Origin of the sequence: Streptomyces mutabilis (genome assembly GCF_014649815.1) — a bacterium.
Lineage (GTDB): Bacteria > Actinomycetota > Actinomycetes > Streptomycetales > Streptomycetaceae > Streptomyces > Streptomyces mutabilis.
In genome coordinates this window covers 1-18301 of sequence record NZ_BMTT01000004.1, presented here as the reverse complement: position 1 = coordinate 18301, position 18301 = coordinate 1, and the positions used below count along the sequence as shown (strand labels likewise).

Below are 18301 nucleotides of genomic sequence, written 5' to 3'. Positions count from 1 at the left end.
GTCGCACGGAGAACGCGAGGTCAGTGGCTGTTCAGGGGCCGCCCGGCGCGATGGCCGGGCGGCCTCTCCGCATCCCCGGCCGACGCGCTTGCCGCACACCTTTGTCCACTCAGAGGGGAAAGTTCGCAGCAATTCGTGTGTGACTTCTTCCCACACCGGGCGCCCGCTGCTACGTTCCCTCCGAAAGCAAGCCAAGGAACGTGACCGGCAACCGGCACACTCAAGGCCGATCGAGGCGGGGAGGGGCACGTGAGACGCATGACCGCACGTCCCGCCAACACCCATCAGGCCCGACTGCTCCAGCTGCTGCGCGACGGGGGTCCCAACTCCCGCGCCCAGCTCGGCGACCAGGTCGACCTCTCCCGGTCGAAGCTGGCCGTCGAGGTGGACCGGCTGCTGGAGACGGGGCTCGTCGTGGCCGACGGACTCGCCGCCTCGCGCGGCGGACGGCGCAGCCACAACGTCCGTCTCAATCCCGAACTGCGGTTCCTCGGCGTCGACATCGGCGCGACCTCGGTCGACGTCGCCGTCACCAACGCCGAGCTGGAGATCCTCGGGCACATCAACCAACCCATGGACGTACGCGAGGGACCGGTCGCGGTCTTCGAGCAAGTACTGTCCATGGCCGCCAAGTTGCGTGCCTCGGGGCTCGCGGAGGGCTTCGACGGCGCCGGCATCGGCGTCCCGGGGCCGGTCCGCTTCCCCGAGGGTGTGCCGGTGGCTCCGCCGATCATGCCGGGCTGGGACGGCTTCCCCGTGCGGGAGGCACTCAGCCAGGAACTCGGCTGCCCGGTCATGGTCGACAACGACGTGAACCTGATGGCGCTGGGGGAGCAGCACGCGGGCGTCGCCCGCACCGTGCACGACTTCCTCGTCGTCAAGATCGGTACCGGCATCGGCTGCGGCATCGTCGTCGGCGGTGAGGTCTACCGCGGTACGACGGGCAGCGCGGGCGACATCGGGCACATCCAGGCCGTGGCCGACGGGCGCCCGTGCGCCTGCGGCAACCGGGGCTGCCTGGAGGCCCACTTCAGCGGCGCGGCCCTGGCCCGCGACGCCACGGAGGCCGCCCAGCAGGGCCTGTCGGCCGAACTCGCGGGCCGGCTGGAGGCGAACGGGGGCCTCAGCGCCGCCGACGTCGCCGCCGCGGCCGCCGCGGGCGACGCCACCGCACTCGACCTGATCCGCGAGGGCGGCCGGAGCACCGGCCAGGTCATCGCCGGTCTGGTCAGCTTCTTCAACCCGGGCCTGGTGGTGATCGGCGGCGGGGTGACCGGCCTCGGCCACAACCTGCTCGCCGCGATCCGCACCCAGGTCTACCGCCAGTCGCTGCCGCTGGCGACCGGCAACCTGCCCATCGTCCTGGGGGAGCTGGGCCCCACCGCCGGAGTCATCGGCGGAGCCCGGCTGATCAGCGACCACCTGTTCTCACCCGCGTAGGCACCGTCCGCCTTCACGGGCCCACAGCGTCACCCGGCACAGCGCTCTACCCAGATATGCCCTGTTCTGTATAGCCCAGTCCCGCACAGCCCTGCCCTGCTCTGCCCTGACACCGGCCCGCATGCCCGCCGAGGGGACCTCACATGGCACCAGAACCACCGCTGCTCAGCATGTCCGGCATCACCAAGTCCTTCCCCGGAGTCCGGGCCCTGGACGGCGTCGACCTCGACGTCCAGGCGGGCGAGGTGCACTGCCTGCTCGGCCAGAACGGCGCCGGCAAGTCCACCCTCATCAAGGTGCTGGCCGGTGCCCACCAGCCCGACACCGGCACCATCCGCTGGCGCGGCGAGGACGTCACCCTGCGCTCGCCCATCGCCGCCATGCGCCTCGGCATCGCCACGATCTACCAGGAACTCGACCTGGTGGAACACATGTCGGTCGCCGAGAACGTCCACCTGGGACACGAGCCGACCGCCGGCGGCTTCGTCGTCCGGGGCAGGGCGGCCAAGGAGTCGACGGCCCAGCTCCTCAAGCGGCTCGGGCACCCCGAAGTCGACCCCGGACGGCTGGTCGGGGAGCTGTCGGCGGCCCAGCAGCAGATCGTGTCCATGGCGCGGGCGCTGTCGCACGAGGTACGGCTGATCGTGATGGACGAGCCGTCCGCCGCGCTCGACCCGGACGAGGTCGACAACCTCTTCCGCATCGTCGCCGACCTCACCGCCGAAGGCGTCGCCGTCGTCTACATCTCGCACCGCCTGGAGGAGATCCGCCGCATCGGCGACCGGGTCACCGTCCTCAAGGACGGCCGTGCCGTCGCCGGCGGGCTGCCCGCCGAGTCGACGCCCACCCGCGACGTGGTGGCGCTGATGACCGGGCGCAACGTCGAATACGTCTTCCCGCAGCGGCCGGCCGCGCCACCCGAGGGTGAGCCCGTGCTGAGCGTCAAGGGGCTCTCCCGCCAGGGCGAGTTCGACACCCTCGACCTGGAGGTCCGCCCCGGGGAGATCGTCGGCCTCGCCGGACTCGTCGGCTCCGGCCGCTCCGAGATCCTGGAGACGATCTACGGGGCCCGCAGGGCGAGTACGGGCCAGGTGCTCGTCGAAGGACGCCCGCTCAGGCCGGGCAGTGTCCGCGCCGCCGTCCGCGCCGGACTCGGACTCGCCCCCGAGGAGCGCAAGGCGCAGGCCCTGCTGATGCTGGAGTCCGTCACCCGCAACGTGTCGGTCTCCGCCATGTCCCGCTTCTCGCGCGGCGGCTGGCTCGACCGGGGCGCCGAACTGGAGGCGGCCCGCGCGGCGACCCGCGAGCTGTCCCTGCGGCCCGACAACCCCTCCGCGCCCGTGCGCACCCTGTCCGGCGGCAACCAGCAGAAGGCGGTCCTGGCCCGCTGGCTGCTGCGCGGCTGCAAGGTACTGCTCCTCGACGAACCCACCCGCGGCGTCGACGTCGGCGCCCGCGCCGAGCTGTACGCGGTCATCCGCCGCCTCGCCGACGAGGGCCTCGCCGTGCTGCTGGTCTCCAGCGAGGTGCCCGAGGTGCTCGGCCTCGCCGACCGCGTGCTGGTGCTGCGCGAGGGCCGGGTCGTGCACGAGGCCCCCGCCCGCGAACTCGACGAACACCGCGTACTCGACCTCGTGATGGAAGGAAGCCCGGCGTCATGACGCAGCACGTGTCCCCGCCGCGGGACGGCACCGGCAAGGCGGCACCGGTGGACGGGCCGCCCGCCTGGCGGGTCCAGTTGGGCCGCGCCGACGTCCGCACCCTCACCCTGCTCGGCGTGCTCGCCGCACTGGTCCTCATCGGCGGCATCACCCAGCCCGACTCGTTCCTCGACACCCGCAACCTCCAGCTGGTGCTGACCCAGGCGTCCGTGATCGGCGTCGTCACCGTCGGCATGACCTTCGTGATCATCTCCGGGGGCATCGACCTGTCGGTGGGCGCCATCGTCGCCCTGGCGTCCGTGTGGGCGACCACCGTCGCCACCCAGGAATTCGGTTTCGCCGGCATCCTCTTCACGGCGATCGTGGTGGGAGTGGGCTGCGGACTGGTCAACGGGGTGCTCATAGCCTTCGGCCAGATGGTCCCGTTCATCGCCACCCTGGCCATGCTGGCCTCGGCCCGCGGCCTCGCGCTCCAGATCACCGACGGCCGCACCCAGGTCGTCACCGTGCCCAGCGTCCTGGACCTCGGCGAACGCGACTCCTACATCCTCGGCATCCCGCCCCTGGTCCTGGTCTTCGCGGCCGTCACCGTCATCGGCTGGCTGGTGCTCAACCGGACCACCTTCGGACGCCGCACCGTCGCCGTCGGCGGCAACGCGGAGGCCGCCCGCCTCGCCGGCATCGACGTCCGCCGCCAGCGGCTCTACCTCTACCTGCTGTCCGGGCTGTGCTGCGGCATCGCCGCCTTCCTGCTGATCGTCCTGGCCGGCTCCGGCCAGAACACCAACGGCAACCTCTACGAACTCGACGCCATCGCCGCGGCGATCATCGGCGGCACCCTGCTCACCGGCGGCCGGGGCACCATCGTCGGCTCCGTGCTCGGGGTCCTGATCTTCACCACCATCACCAACATCTTCGCCCTGAACAACCTGCAGACCGACGTGCAGCAGATCGCCAAGGGCGCGATCATCGTCGCCGCCGTGCTGGTCCAGCGCCGTACCGCAAGCACGCACTGAGGAAAGGGTCCACCGCCATGACGAACCTCACGAGCCGCAGAGGGCTGCTCTTCGGAGCCGCCGCCGTGTCCGCCGGTGCCGTCCTCACCGGGTGCACGAGCAACGAGACCGACGACGGCGGCGACAAGGCCGCGGACACGCAGCCGGCCGCCGACGACAAGCCGGGCAAGCCGGTCACCATCGGCTACGCCGGACCGCAGGCCGACCACGGCTGGCTCAACGCCGTCAACGACCAGGCCCAGAAGCGTGCCGAGAAGTACTCGGACGTCACCCTGGAGGTCACCGAGGGTTCCAACGACACCGCCCAGCAGATCGGCCAGATCGAGACCCTCATCAACAAGAAGGTCGACGTCCTGGTCGTCCTGCCCGCCGACGGCAAGGCCCTCACCCAGGTCGGGCTGAAGGCGATGCGCGCCGGCATCCCGGTCGTCAACCTCGACCGCATCTTCAACAGCCCGCAGGCCTACCGCTGCTGGGTCGGCGGCGACAACTACGGCATGGGCCTCAACGCCGCCCACTACATAGGCGAGAAGCTCAAGGACAAGCAGGGCGCCAAGGTCATCGAGCTGGCCGGGCTGGACAACCTGGAGCTCACCCAGCAACGCACCAAGGGATTCGACGACGGCCTGAAGAACTACCCGAACATCCAGAAGGTGGCCCGCCAGGCCGCCGAGTTCACGGTCGAGTCGGGCCAGGCCAAGATGTCGCAGCTGCTCCAGGCCCAGTCCCAGTTCGACGCCCTGTGGAACCACGACGACGACCAGGGCGTGGGCGCGCTGCGCGCCATCGAGCAGGCCGGGCGCGACGACTTCCTGATGGTCGGCGGCGCGGGAGCGCTTACCGCCTTCCAGGCGATCAAGGCGGACAGCGGCGTGCTGAAGGCGACCGTGCTCTACCCGCCGACCATGGCCGCCTCCGCGATCGACCTCGCCCGCGCCCTCGGCCAGGGCAAGGGGATCAGCGGTCTCGCCGAGTTCGAGATCCCCTCGACCGTCACCTGCTACTCGGCCGTCGTCGACAAGGGGAACGTCGACCAGTACATGTCCACGGGCTTCAAGTGAGGGCCGCCGCCCCGGAGCGGCCCGACCAGCCGACCGGGGCGGGGCCCACCCCCCACCGCGCCACGACGACGAGGAGGACATCCGCATGGGACAGCCGCAGCAGCCCGAGGGGGCCGGGGAGCACCGGCCGGCCGCCGGGAGCGGAACCGGCAACGGGACCGGGACCGGGGTGACGGGGGCATCCGCGACCAGACCGCCGTTGCGCGTCGGCATGGTCGGCTATGCCTTCATGGGCGCCGCACATTCCCAGGGCTGGCGCACCGCCGGCCGGGTCTTCGACCTGCCGCTGAACCCGGTGCCGGCGGCCATCTGCGGCCGGGACGCCGACGCCGTCCGCGCGGCGGCCGACCGCCACGGCTGGGCGAGCACCGAGACCGACTGGCGGACCCTGGTCGAACGGGACGACATCGACCTCGTCGACATCTGCACCCCCGGTGACAGCCACGCCGAGATCGCACTGGCCGCCCTCGCCGCGGGCAAGCACGTCCTGTGCGAGAAGCCGCTGGCCAACTCCGTCGCCGAGGCCGAGGCGATGACCCGGGCCGCCCAGGAGGCGGACGCACGCGGCCAGATCGCGATGGTCGGCTTCAACTACCGCCGGGTACCGGCCACCGCCCTGGCCCGCCGGATGGTCGCCGAGGGCCGCGTCGGCCGGCTGCGGCACGTGCGGGTGACGTACCTCCAGGACTGGCTGGTGGACCCCAAGGCCCCGTTGACCTGGCGGCTGCGCAAGGAACTGGCCGGCTCGGGAGCCCTCGGCGACCTGGGCGCCCACATCGTCGACCTCGCGCAGTACCTGACGGGGGAGCGGATCGCGGGCGTCTCCGCGCTCACCGAGACCTTCGTACGGGAGCGTCCGCTGCCCGAGGGAGCCGCCCGGGGCCTGACGGCGGGCTCGTCGGACGGCACCACGGGCCAGGTCACCGTGGACGACGCCGCCGTCTTCACCGGCCGCCTCACCTCCGGCGCCCTGGTCTCCTTCGAGGCCACCCGGTACGCCACCGGCCGCAAGAACGCCCTGCGCATCGAACTCAACGGGGAGCACGGCTCGCTCGCCTTCGACCTGGAACGGCTCAACGAGCTGGAGTACCACGACGGTACGGAGCCGGGGGAGCACGCCGGCTTCCGCCGCATCCTCGTCACCGAACCCGAACACCCCTACCTGGACGCCTGGTGGCCGCCGGGCCACGGCCTCGGCTACGAGCACACCTTCGTCCACCAGGCGCGCGACCTCGTCCACGCAGTCGCCGAGGGCCGCCGGCCCGAACCGTCCTTCGCCGACGGGCTCCAGGTCCAGCGCGTGCTGGCGGCGGTGGAGGAGAGCGCCGAGAAGAACTCCGTCTACACCCCGATCACCCCCATCGCCCCCGACGCCCTCTGAGGAGGCCGGCAGCGACATGCCACGCAACTTCACTCTCTTCACCGGCCAGTGGGCGGACCTGCCACTGGAGGAGGTCTGCCGACTTGCCCGCGACTTCGGCTACGACGGGCTGGAACTCGCTTGCTGGGGCGACCACTTCGAGGTCGACAAGGCACTCGCCGATCCCTCGTACGTGGACTCGCGCCACCAGCTGCTCGACAAGTACGGGCTGAAGTGCTGGGCGATCTCCAACCACCTCGTCGGCCAGGCGGTGTGCGACGCCATCATCGACGAACGCCACGAGGCCATCCTGCCCGCCCGGATCTGGGGGGACGGCGACGCGGAGGGCGTACGCCAGCGGGCCGCGGCCGAGATCAAGGACACCGCGCGGGCCGCCGCACGCTTCGGCGTCGACACCGTCATCGGCTTCACCGGCTCGGCCATCTGGCACCTGGTGGCCATGTTCCCGCCCGCCCCGGAGTCCATGATCGAACGCGGCTACCAGGACTTCGCGGACCGCTGGAACCCGATCCTCGACGTCTTCGACGCGGAGGGCGTGCGTTTCGCCCACGAGGTCCACCCCAGCGAGATCGCCTACGACTACTGGACCACCCAGCGGGCCCTGGCTGCGGTGGACCACCGGCCGGCCTTCGGCCTCAACTTCGACCCCTCGCACTTCGTGTGGCAGGACCTCGACCCGGTCGGGTTCCTGTGGGACTTCCGGGACCGGATCTACCACGTCGACTGCAAGGAGGCCCGCAGGCGCCTCGACGGCCGCAACGGACGGCTCGGCTCCCACCTGCCGTGGGGCGACCCGCGCCGCGGCTGGGACTTCGTGTCGGCCGGCCACGGAGACGTCCCCTGGGAGGACGTCTTCCGCATGCTGCGCTCCATCGACTACCAGGGTCCCGTCTCCGTCGAGTGGGAGGACGCAGGCATGGACCGGCTCCAGGGCGCCCCCGAGGCCCTCACCCGCCTCAAGGCCTTCGACTTCGAGCCGCCCAGCGCCTCCTTCGACGCCGCTTTCAACAGCTGACCCACGCCCCCGGCAGCAGGTCGGGACGGGGGCCGGGGCCGGGACGGTACGCCGGCCTCCGGTCCCGACCTGCCCGGATGCCGCTTTGTCCTGTGATGGGATGAAGTTCAACTATTGCGGGTCCCAGGGGTGTTGGCCCAGGACGAACGGGGCTACCGTCGCTGAAGTGTTCAGGACACTCACGCCTCCGGGGTGACAGCGCACCCCGGCGCCCGCACCGCACGTCTCCTCATGCACGTACCGCACGTACCCGCACCATCCCCTACGGCCCATTCCGTTCCCGGAGGGACTTCGTGCACAGAAGCAGACCCAAAGGCACCCACCCCACGGGGCGTCCCGGACTCCGCACCGCCCTCGCCCTGGCCATCGGCCTGATGCTGACCGTGGGCACCCCGGCGACCGTAGCCGGGGCCCAGCCGGCGGCGGACGAACCGGTCGCCGCCGAGGGGCAGTTCCAGCAGGTACCGCTCGCCAAGGGCGAGCCCGAGACGGGCGAGCCGATGTCGCTGGCCGTGCTCCCCGACCGCAGCGTCCTGCACACCTCGCGCGACGGCACCCTGCGCCTCACCGACCAGGGCGGCGTCACCAAGGTCGCCGGCAAGCTCGACGTCTACAGCCACGACGAGGAGGGCCTGCAGGGCGTAGGCATCGACCCGGACTTCGAGAACAACCGGGCGATCTACCTCTACTACGCCCCGCCGCTCGACACCCCCGCGGGCGACGCCCCCGAGACCGGCACCGCCGAGGACTTCGAGAAGTTCGACGGCGTCAACCGCCTCTCCCGCTTCGTCCTCAACCCCAACGGCACGCTGGACATGGCCAGCGAGAAGAAGGTCCTGGACGTCGCGGCCTCCCGCGGCACCTGCTGCCACGTCGGCGGCGACATCGACTTCGACGCCGAGGGCAACCTCTACCTGTCCACCGGCGACGACACCAACCCCTTCGCCTCCGACGGCTACACGCCGATCGACGAGCGGGAGAACCGCAACCCGGCCTTCGACGCCCGCCGCAGCTCCGGCAACACCAACGACCTGCGCGGCAAGATCCTGCGCATCAAGGTCGCCGAGGACGGCTCGTACACCGTCCCGGAGGGCAACCTCTTCCCGCCGGGCACCGACAAGACCCGTCCCGAGATCTACGCGATGGGCTTCCGCAACCCGTTCCGGATGAGCGTCGACGACAGGACCGGAACGATCTACGTCGGCGACTACGGGCCCGACGCCGGCTCCGCCGACCCGAACCGCGGACCGGCGGGACAGGTCGAGTTCGCCAAGGTCACCGAGCCCGCCAACTTCGGCTGGCCGTTCTGCACCGGCGCCAACGACGCCTACGTCGACTACGACTTCGCCACCGGCGCCTCCGGCGACAAGTTCGACTGCGCCGCCCCGAAGAACACCTCGCCGCACAACACCGGCCTGGTCGACCTGCCGCCCGCCCAGCCCGCCTGGATCCCGTACGACGGCGGCAGCGTGCCCGAGTTCGGCAGCGGCTCCGAGTCCCCGATGGCCGGCCCGGTCTACCGCTACGACCCCGAGCTCGACTCCTCCGTGAAGTTCCCCGAAGAGTTCGACGGCGACTTCTTCGCGGGCGAGTTCGGCCGTCGCTGGATCAAGCGGATCGAGCAGAACGCCGACGGAACCGTCGCGAAGATCAACGACTTCCCGTGGACCGGCACCCAGATCATGGACATGGAGTTCGGCCCTGACGGCGCGCTCTACGTCCTGGACTACGGCGTCTCCTGGTTCCAGGGCGACGAGAACTCCGCGCTGTACCGGATCGAGAACGCCGAGGACGGCTTCTCCCCGATCGCCGAAGTCAGCGCCGACAGGACGTCCGGTGCGGCCGGCCTGAAGGTCAAGTTCAGCGCCACCGCCAAGGACGCCGACTCACCCGACCTCGCCTACAGCTGGGACTTCGGCGACGGCACCGAGGGCGAGGGCCTGACCCCCACCCACACGTACAAGAAGGTCGGCACCTACACCGCGACCTTCACCGCCGAGGACCCCGAGGGCAACACCGGCAACGCCGGCGTCCGGATCGTGGTCGGCAACACCGAGCCCAAGGTGAAGATCGAGGTCCCGGGCAACGGCAGTCTGGCACCAATGGGCGAACCCGTTCCCTTCAAGGTGACCGTCACCGACCCGGACGAGACCGTCGACTGCTCCGAGGTCAAGGTCGTCTACAGCCTCGGCCACGACTCCCACGCCCACGAACTGACCAGCGAGATGGGCTGTGAGGGCACCCTCAACCCTCCGCCGGGCGACGGCGGTCACGATCCCAACGCCAACATCTACGGCGTCGTCGGGGCCAGTTACACGGACGGTGGGGCCAACGGCCAGGAGGCTCTGACCGGCACTGCGCGCTCCGTGATCCAGCCGCCGCACCGCCAGGCCGAGCACTTCGGCACCCAGCAGGGCGTCTCGGTCATCGACAAGAGCGGCGCCAACGGCGGCAAGACCGTCGGCGACATCCACGACGGCGACTGGATCTCCTTCAGCCCCTACAAGTTCGACGGGCAGAAGAAGCTGACCGTCCGGGCCTCCTCCGGCGGCGCGGGCGGGTTCATCGAGCTGCGCACCGGCTCGCCCACGGGCAGGCTGCACGGCTCCGCGTACATCCCGCCGACCGGCGGCTGGGAGAAGTTCCAGGACGTCGACGTGCCGCTGAGGTCGCTGCCCAAGCGCACCTCGGAGATCTACCTGGTCTTCCGGGGCGGCGACGGCGCGCTCTACGACGTGGACGACTTCGAGTTTTCCAAGGAGCCGTTCAAGGCCGGAAAGAAGGTCCTGGTCTTCTCCAGGACGGCCGGCTTCCGCCACGACTCCATCCCGGAAGGCATCGCCGCCCTGAAGGAGCTCGGCACCCCGGCCGGCATCTCCGTCACCGCGACCGAGGAGGCCGGACAGTTCACCACGGCCAACCTCGCCAAGTACGACGCGGTCGCCTTCCTGTCCACCACCGGTGACGTCCTGAACACCGACCAGCAGAAGGCGTTCGAGAACTACGTCGCGAACGGTGGCGGCTACATGGGCATCCACGCCGCCGCCGACACCGAGTACGACTGGGAGTTCTACGGCGGCCTCGTCGGCGCCTACTTCGACTCGCACCCGGCCATTCAGAAGGCCACGGTGCGCGTCCACGACCACGACCACCCGTCCACCGCGCACCTCGGCGACACCTGGGAGCGCACCGACGAGTGGTACAACTACCGCATCAACCCGCGTGAGCAGGCCAAGGTCCTCGCCACCCTCGACGAGACCACCTACGACGGCGGGAACATGAAGGGCGACCACCCGATCGCCTGGTGCCAGAACTACGGCGGCGGCCGCTCCTTCTACACCGGCGGCGGTCACACCAAGGAGTCCTACGCGGACGAGGCCTTCCGCGCCCACCTGCTCGGTGGCATGCGGTACGCGACCGGTCAGGTCAAGGCGGACTGCAAGCCGAGCAAGGGCTACCGGGACATCTTCAACGGCGAGACCCTGGACGGCTGGAAGCAGGCCGGCCCCGGCAAGTTCGTCGTCAAGGACGGCACCATGGAGTCCGAGGGCGGCATGGGGCTGCTCTGGTACCAGGCCAAGGAGCTGAAGTCGTACTCCCTGAAGCTCGACTGGAAGATGCAGGGTGATGACAACTCCGGGATCTTCGTGGGCTTCCCCGCCTCCGACGACCCCTGGTCCGCCGTGAACAAGGGCTACGAGATCCAGATCGACGCCACGGACGCGCCGGACCGCACCACGGGCTCCGTCTACTCCTTCAAGTCGGCGAACATCAAGGCCCGTGACCAGGTCCTGCGGCCGCCCGGCCAGTGGAACTCCTACGAGATCAAAGTCCAGGGCGAGCGTCTCCAGGTGTTCCTCAACGGAGTCAAGATCAACGACTTCACCAACAAGGACCCCGAGCGGAGCCTGACCGACGGCCACATCGGCCTCCAGAACCACGGAGCCGACGACCATGTCTCCTTCCGCAACATCCAGCTGAAGGAACTGCCCTCCTAGGGGCGCCTGACCCCTGGGGCGCCTGACCCCAGGACTGCTTGACCCCCTGGGGGCGTCCTGCCCCCGGGGTGACCCGCCCCTCCGGGGCAACCGGAACGGCGGCGGGCGGAGGACGCCGGACCTCCGCCCGCCGTCCCGCCGGGGCCAACGCACCCGGCACCCCCTCTTCCGGCACTCGCGTCCGGTTCGCGTACGACAAGGAGGCTGCCCATGTCCGCCGAACCGTCCCTGCCCGTCCCCTCCACGGACCCGCGCTTCGGCGTCTGGCTCATCGGGGCGCGCGGCTCCGTGGCCACGACCGCGATCGCGGGCTGCGCCGCCGTCGGGGCCGGGCTCCACCCACCGACCGGCGTGGTCACCGAGACCCCCGACTTCGCCTCGTGCGGTCTGCCGTCGCTGTCGTCCCTCGTCTTCGGCGGCCACGACACCCTCGACTGTCCGCTGCCCAAGCGTGCCGAGCACCTCGCCGCCGACGGCGTCCTGCCGCACGGGCTGCCGTCCGCCGTGCACGCCGAACTCGTCGCCGCCGACCGCGAGATCCGGCCCGGCGGCCCCCAGCCCCGTGACACGGACGACGGTCCGGACCGCACCGACGACGAGTGGATCGACGTGTTCGCCGCCGACATCCGCGCCTTCGTGCGCCGCCAGGGCCTCGCGGGTGCCGTCGTGGTGAACGTCGCCTCGACCGAGCCCGCGCCGACCGACGGCTCGCTGCCGCCCAGTTCCCTCTACGCGGCGGCCGCCCTGCGGGCCGGCTGCCCCTACGTCAACTTCACCCCCTCCACGGGCCTGCACCACCCGGCGCTGGCGCCCCTCGCCGAGGCCTCGGGCCTGCCGTACGCGGGCCGCGACGGCAAGACCGGGCAGACCCTGCTGCGCTCCGTGCTCGGCCCGATGTTCCTGCAACGCGCCCTCGCCGTGCGCGCCTGGTCCGGCACAAACCTGCTGGGCGGCGGCGACGGAGCCGCCCTCGCCGACCCCGCGGCCGCCGCCGCCAAGAACGCCGGCAAGGAACGCGTCCTCGCCGACACTCTCGGCACCGTGCCCGAAGGTGAGGTCCACATCGACGACGTGCCTTCGCTCGGCGACTGGAAAACCGCCTGGGACCACATCGCCTTCGACGGCTTCCTGGGCGCCCGCATGATCCTCCAGACCACCTGGCAGGGCTGCGACTCGGCGCTCGCCGCCCCGCTCGTCCTCGACCTGGCCCGTCTGGCCGCCCGCGCCCAGCAGCGGGGCCTGTCCGGTCCCCTGAGCGAACTGGGCTTCTACTTCAAGGACCCGGTCGGGGAGGGACCGTCGTCATTGGCCGAGCAGTACGCCGAGCTGAAACGCTTCGCCGGGCGGTTGCGGGACGGCTCGGGCGTCCAGGGGGACGATGGGGCCCCGGATGGCTTCGCCGTCGACACCGAGGCGCACCGGGACGCCGCCGGCGGGGGCGCGGCCGACCGCGGCGTAGCCGGTGGGGCCCGACAGGGTGCCGACGAGCACGGGAGGCAGCGTTGAGCCGCACGGCCGCCGCGGCACGGGCCGCGGCCGAGGCGGGCCCGCCCGCGCCGGAGCAGCGCTCGGCTTCCGGGGCCGTCGCTCCGACGGCCTCCTGCGGCTCCGTACCGCGCGCTTCCGGCCCCCGCTCCGGCCGCGCGGGCGCCTGGGCCGAACTGTTGCGCCTGCCCGCCCTGTTCACCGTGCCGGGCGACGCCCTGGCCGGCGCGGCGGCGGCCGGTGCGCGGCCCGGCCCCCGCACGCTGCTCGCCATCGGTTCCTCCCTGTGCCTGTACGAGGCCGGTATGGCCCTGAACGACTGGGCCGACCGTGCCGAGGACGCCGTGGAGCGTCCGCACCGCCCGCTTCCGTCCGGCCGCATCCGCCCGGCGGCGGCCCTCACGGCGGCCGGTGCCCTCACCGGCGCCGGACTGGCTCTGGCCGCCGGCGCGGGACGCCCTGCCCTCGCGGTGGCCGCGCCCCTGGCGGCGACCGTCTGGGCCTACGACCTCGCCCTGAAGCACACGCCCGCCGGACCGGCGGCCATGGCGGCGGCCCGCGGACTGGACCTGCTCCTGGGGGCGGCCGCCACCGGTGGCGGCACCCGGGCCGCACTGCCCTCCGCCGCGCTGCTCGGCAGCCACACCCTCGCGGTCACCGCCGTGTCCCGCCGGGAGACCACCGGCGGTTCGGTCCTCGCCCCGCTGGCCGCCTTGGCGACGACGGGCGCGCTGACGCGGCTGGTCACCGCAGGTCGCATCCGACTCCCGGCAGGCCGGCGGGCTGCAGCCGCCCCCGGCCTGCCGGGCTCCAACCCGGCCGGGCAGCCACCCGGGCCCACCGGCGCCCTCACCACCGTCCTGGGCGCCGCCTACGCCGCCACGGCCGCCCGCCCCTACTTCCACGCCACGCTCAACCCCTCACCCCCACTCGTCCAACGGGCCGTAGGCGGTGGCGTCCGGGCCACCGTCCCGCTCCAGGCGGCGCTCGCCGCCCGCTCCGGCGCGCCCGTCACGTCCCTGCTGGTCGCCGCCCTGGCACCGGCCGGGCGGATGTTCGCGAAGAGGGCAGCCATGAGGAAGGTGAGCATCACGTGAGCCCGCACACCCATCAGCCACCGCACGGGCAGGCGGCCCCCGACCCGCGCACACACAGGGACGGCGAACGCGTACCCTCCCTCCGCTTCGGCTACGGCACCAACGGTCTCGCCGACCTCCGTCTCGACGACGCCCTCGCCCTCCTCGCCGACCTCGGTTACGACGGCGTCGGCCTGACCCTCGACCACATGCACCTCGACCCGCTCGCTCCCGACCTGGCCGCCCGTACCCGACGGGTCGCGCACCGGCTGGCCGAGCTCGGGCTCGGCGTCACCGTGGAGACCGGTGCCCGCTACGTCCTCGACCCGCGCCGCAAACACGGCCCATCGCTCCTCGACCCCGACGCCGGCGACCGGGCCCGCCGCGCCGACCTGCTGCTGAAGGCCGTCCGCGTCGCCGCCGACCTCGGTGCCCACGCCGTGCACTGCTTCAGCGGCGTCACTCCGCCCGGAACGGACGAGGAGACGGCCTGGAAGCGCCTGGCGGAAGCCCTGGCCCCGGTCCTGGACGCCGCCGCGGCCGCCGGTGTGCCGCTCGCGGTGGAGCCCGAGCCGGGTCACCTCCTGGGCGACCTCGACGGCTTCCACCGGCTGCGGCGCACCCTCGGTGACCCCGAGAACCTCGGCCTCACCCTCGACATCGGCCACTGCCAGTGCCTCGAACCACTGCCTCCCGCCGACTGCGTACGCGCCGCCGCCCCTTGGCTGCGTCACGTGCAGATCGAGGACATGCGCCGCGGTGTCCACGAACACCTCCCCTTCGGTGACGGCGAGATCGACTTCCCACCCGTCCTCGAGGCCCTCGCCGCCACCGGCTACCAGGGCCTGACCGTCGTCGAACTTCCCCGCCACTCCCACGCGGGCCCCCACTTCGCCGAACGCTCCCTCCCGTTCCTCCGCCGGGCCGCGGCGGCGGCACCCCGCACGAACCGCTCGGGCGAGCCCTCCGCCACCTATGGAAGGGAGCCACACCCATGACGCAGCCGCACGCCACCCACGGCACACCCGAAACACCGTCCACGGACGGCATCCGGGCCACGGGGGCACCCTCGGGCGGGGACGGCCCCCGAGTCACGGAGGACACCTCGTCCGGCAACGGCAGCCGGGCGGAGCGCGCCTCGACCGGGGTCAGCACCCGGGCTACGGAGGGCACCTCGACCGGGGCCAGAACCCGCACCACGGAGGGCACCCCGGCCACCGACGGCCCCCGGACCCCGGACGGCACCCGTGCAGGGCAGAACCTCCCGGGCACCACCCCCGCCCACCTGCCGCCCGCCGACCTGCGCGCCGCCCTCACCGCCGAACTCGGCGGAGCCGCCCGCGCCTGGCTGGACCAGGCCCTGGACGAGGCCGCCGCCCACCCCGGCACCCACGGTTCCGTCTCGGTGTGGGAGCTGCGCCTGGCCGAAGCCGGACGCCGCTGCGGCCCCGCCCACGCCGACGCCGCACGCGTCCTCGTCCTGCACGCCGCACGCGCCGGCACCGACGCCCTGACCCGCGTCTACTCCCAGGGCACCGCCGACGAACGCCGCGCCGTCCTCCACGCGCTGCCCCACCTCGTGCCCGGCCCGGACGCCATCCCGCTCGTCGAGGACGCCCTGCGCGCCAACGACACCCGGCTGGTCGCCGCCGCCCTCGGCCCGTACGCCGCCCGGCACCTCGACGCGCACCAGTGGCGGCACGCCGTACTGAAGTGCCTGTTCACCGGCGTCCCCGTCGACCGCGTGGCGGACCTCGGCCGACGGGCCGCAGGCGACGCGGAACTCGCCCGCATGCTCGCCGACTACGCCGCCGAACGCACCGCCGCGGGCCGCCCCGTCCCCGAAGACCTCCACCGCGTCCTGGCCCTGACCGGGTCCGAGCCTCCCGCTGCCGGCCCGGTCGACCCCCACGGCAAGGAGTCCTGATGCGCATCTTCGACCCACACATCCACATGACCTCCCGCACCACCGACGACTACGAGGCCATGCACGCCGCCGGCGTCCGCGCCGTCGTCGAACCCTCCTTCTGGCTGGGTCAGCCCCGTACCTCTCCCGACTCCTTCCGCGACTACTTCGACGCCCTGCTCGGCTGGGAACCCTTCCGCGCAGCCCAGTACGGCATCGCCCACCACTGCACGATCGCCCTCAACCCCAAGGAGGCGAACGACCCGCGGTGCGCCCCCGTCCTCGACGAACTGCCCCGCTATCTCGTCAAGGACCGCGTCGTGGCCGTCGGTGAGATCGGCTACGACTCGATGACCCCCGCCGAGGACACCGCCCTGGCCGCCCAGCTCCAGCTCGCCGCCGACCACGGCCTGCCCGCCCTCGTGCACACCCCGCACCGCGACAAACTCGCCGGCCTGCGCCGCACCCTGGACGTGGTCCGCGAGTCCGCGCTGCCCACCGACCGGGTGCTGGTCGACCACCTCAACGAGACCACCGTCAAGGAGGCCAAGGACAGCGGCGCCTGGCTCGGCTTCTCCGTCTATCCGGACACCAAGATGGACGAGGCCCGCATGGTCGCACTGCTGCGCGAGTACGGCCCCGAGCGGGTCCTGGTGAACTCCGCCGCCGACTGGGGGAAGAGCGACCCGCTCAAGACCCGCAAGGTCGGCGACCTGATGCTCGACGAGGGCTTCGGCGAGGACGACGTGGACCGCGTACTGTGGCGCAACCCCGTCGCCTTCTACGGCCTCAGCGGACGCCTGAGCCTGGACGTCACCTTCCAGGACGCCACGCACGAGGGCAACTCCATCCTGCGCGGCGGTGAGTGAGCCATGCGCTTCCGGCACCCCGACGGCTCCACCGTCCACCTCGCCTACTGCACCAACGTCCACCCCGCCGAAACCCTCGACGGCGTCCTCGCCCAGCTCCGCGACCACTGCGAGCCGGTCCGCCGCCGCCTCGGCCGCGACCGCCTCGGCATCGGGCTGTGGCTGGCCAGGGACGCCGCCCACGCCCTGGTCACCGACCCCTCCGCGCTGCGCGGGCTGCGCACCGAACTCGACCGGCGCGGTCTGGAGGTCGTCACCCTCAACGGCTTCCCCTACGAGGGCTTCGGCGCCGAACAGGTCAAGTACCGCGTCTACAAGCCGGACTGGGCCGACCCCGAACGCCTGGAGCACACTACCTCCCTGGCCCGCGTCCTCGCCGGGCTGCTGCCCGACGACGTCACGGACGGCACCATCTCCACCCTGCCGCTCGCCTGGCGCACGGCCTACGACGAGACCCGCGCCGACAAAGCCCGTACCGCCCTGGTCACCCTCGCCGAACGGCTCGACGCCCTCCACGAGCTGACCGGTCGCTCCATCCGCATCGGCCTGGAACCCGAACCCGGCTGCGTCGTGGAGACCACCCGCGACGCCATCGCACCGCTGACCGCGATAGCCCACGACCGCATCGGCGTCTGCGTCGACACCTGCCACCTCGCCACCTCCTTCGAAGACCCGCACACCGCCCTGGACGCCCTGACCGCGGCCCGCGTCCCCGTCGTCAAGTCCCAGCTCTCCGCCGCCCTGCACGCCGAACACCCTTCTCACCCCGAAGTACGCGACGCCCTCGCCGCCTTCGCCGAACCCCGCTTCCTGCACCAGACCCGCACCGTCGCCCCGACGGACCCAGCCACCGCGGCCACGACGGCCACCGCCGCCCTGCACGGCACCGACGACCTCGACGAGGCCCTGGCCGACACCGGTTCCCTTCCCGACACCGCGCCCTGGCGTGCCCACTTCCACGTCCCCCTGCACGCGGCCCCCGCCGCGCCCCTCACCTCCACCCTCGCCGTGCTCAAGACCGCGCTGACCCGCCTCGTCGGCGGCCCGCACCCGCTCACCCGCCATCTGGAGGTCGAGACCTACACCTGGCAGGCCCTTCCGCCCGAGCTGCGGCCCCGCGCCCGCGCCCAGCTCACCGACGGCATCGCCGCCGAGCTCACCCTCGCCCGCGATCTGCTGACCGACCTCGGTTTGAAGGAATTGCCATGATCCGAACCACCTCCTTGGGCGCACCGGCCCCCTCCGGGGGACCGACGCCCCTCCTGGTTTTGGACGTCGTCGGCCTCACCCCCCGTCTCCTCGACCACATGCCCCACCTCAAGCAGCTCGGCCGGTCCGGCTCCCGCGCACCCCTGGGCACCGTCCTGCCCGCCGTCACCTGCGCCGCCCAGTC

Annotated in this window: 14 protein-coding genes; all 14 read left to right on the top strand. The window is 72.2% G+C overall.

Annotated features, from left to right (window positions below; all coding sequences use genetic code 11):
• Nucleotides 1–258: 258 nt before the first annotated feature.
• Nucleotides 259–1440 carry an ROK family transcriptional regulator gene (locus tag IE142_RS10840; RefSeq protein WP_191885536.1) on the top strand — a complete coding sequence of 394 codons (1182 nt, stop codon included), beginning with the start codon at nucleotides 259–261 and terminating at the stop codon, nucleotides 1438–1440.
• Between the two features lie 143 nt (nucleotides 1441–1583).
• Entirely contained in the window at nucleotides 1584–3101 is a 1518-nt protein-coding gene (locus IE142_RS10835; RefSeq protein WP_191885535.1) for a sugar ABC transporter ATP-binding protein, read from the top strand.
• Nucleotides 3098–4117: an ABC transporter permease gene (locus IE142_RS10830; protein ID WP_043377800.1), complete on the top strand. Its 1020-nt coding sequence runs from the start codon at nucleotides 3098–3100 to the stop codon at nucleotides 4115–4117. The genes IE142_RS10835 and IE142_RS10830 overlap by 4 nt, the downstream gene beginning before the upstream one ends.
• A gap of 17 nt (nucleotides 4118–4134) precedes the next feature.
• Nucleotides 4135–5178, top strand: a complete 1044-nt coding sequence (locus IE142_RS10825; RefSeq protein ID WP_191885534.1) for a substrate-binding domain-containing protein — start codon at nucleotides 4135–4137, stop codon at nucleotides 5176–5178.
• An 85-nt stretch (nucleotides 5179–5263) separates the two neighbouring features.
• On the top strand, nucleotides 5264–6559 hold the full coding sequence (locus IE142_RS10820; RefSeq protein WP_191885533.1) for a Gfo/Idh/MocA family protein: 1296 nt from the start codon (nucleotides 5264–5266) through the stop codon (nucleotides 6557–6559).
• 16 nt (nucleotides 6560–6575) lie between these two features.
• Nucleotides 6576–7574, top strand: a complete 999-nt coding sequence (locus IE142_RS10815) for a sugar phosphate isomerase/epimerase family protein (RefSeq protein ID WP_191885532.1) — start codon at nucleotides 6576–6578, stop codon at nucleotides 7572–7574.
• Between the two features lie 293 nt (nucleotides 7575–7867).
• On the top strand, nucleotides 7868–11572 hold the full coding sequence (locus IE142_RS10810) for a ThuA domain-containing protein (protein WP_191885531.1): 3705 nt from the start codon (nucleotides 7868–7870) through the stop codon (nucleotides 11570–11572).
• A gap of 210 nt (nucleotides 11573–11782) precedes the next feature.
• Complete coding sequence (locus IE142_RS10805) at nucleotides 11783–13078, top strand: inositol-3-phosphate synthase (protein WP_191885530.1); 1296 nt, start codon at nucleotides 11783–11785, stop codon at nucleotides 13076–13078.
• On the top strand, nucleotides 13075–14154 hold the full coding sequence (locus tag IE142_RS10800) for an SCO3242 family prenyltransferase (protein WP_191885529.1): 1080 nt from the start codon (nucleotides 13075–13077) through the stop codon (nucleotides 14152–14154). Before IE142_RS10805 ends, IE142_RS10800 begins: the two co-directional genes overlap by 4 nt.
• Nucleotides 14151–15131, top strand: a complete 981-nt coding sequence (locus IE142_RS10795; protein ID WP_191885528.1) for a sugar phosphate isomerase/epimerase family protein — start codon at nucleotides 14151–14153, stop codon at nucleotides 15129–15131. The genes IE142_RS10800 and IE142_RS10795 overlap by 4 nt, the downstream gene beginning before the upstream one ends.
• A 287-nt stretch (nucleotides 15132–15418) precedes the next feature.
• A complete protein-coding gene (locus IE142_RS10790; protein WP_191885857.1) occupies nucleotides 15419–16060 on the top strand; it encodes an EboA domain-containing protein in 642 nt (213 codons plus the stop codon).
• A complete protein-coding gene (locus tag IE142_RS10785) occupies nucleotides 16060–16908 on the top strand; it encodes a TatD family hydrolase (protein WP_191885527.1) in 849 nt (282 codons plus the stop codon). Before IE142_RS10790 ends, IE142_RS10785 begins: the two co-directional genes overlap by 1 nt.
• Before the next feature lie 3 nt (nucleotides 16909–16911).
• Entirely contained in the window at nucleotides 16912–18117 is a 1206-nt protein-coding gene (gene eboE, locus IE142_RS10780) for a metabolite traffic protein EboE (protein ID WP_191885526.1), read from the top strand.
• Nucleotides 18114–18301, top strand: a 188-nt coding sequence (locus IE142_RS10775; protein WP_191885525.1) for an alkaline phosphatase family protein, incomplete at its 3' end; no start/stop codon positions are given. The genes eboE and IE142_RS10775, both read left to right, overlap by 4 nt.

Coding starts and splice junctions, on each gene's coding strand:
- IE142_RS10840 (WP_191885536.1), top strand. CDS start 259: ATGACCGCACGTCCCGCCAACACCCATCAGGCCCGACTGCTCCAGCTG.
- IE142_RS10835 (WP_191885535.1), top strand. CDS start 1,584: ATGGCACCAGAACCACCGCTGCTCAGCATGTCCGGCATCACCAAGTCC.
- IE142_RS10830 (WP_043377800.1), top strand. CDS start 3,098: ATGACGCAGCACGTGTCCCCGCCGCGGGACGGCACCGGCAAGGCGGCA.
- IE142_RS10825 (WP_191885534.1), top strand. CDS start 4,135: ATGACGAACCTCACGAGCCGCAGAGGGCTGCTCTTCGGAGCCGCCGCC.
- IE142_RS10820 (WP_191885533.1), top strand. CDS start 5,264: ATGGGACAGCCGCAGCAGCCCGAGGGGGCCGGGGAGCACCGGCCGGCC.
- IE142_RS10815 (WP_191885532.1), top strand. CDS start 6,576: ATGCCACGCAACTTCACTCTCTTCACCGGCCAGTGGGCGGACCTGCCA.
- IE142_RS10805 (WP_191885530.1), top strand. CDS start 11,783: ATGTCCGCCGAACCGTCCCTGCCCGTCCCCTCCACGGACCCGCGCTTC.
- IE142_RS10785 (WP_191885527.1), top strand. CDS start 16,060: ATGCGCATCTTCGACCCACACATCCACATGACCTCCCGCACCACCGAC.
- eboE (WP_191885526.1), top strand. CDS start 16,912: ATGCGCTTCCGGCACCCCGACGGCTCCACCGTCCACCTCGCCTACTGC.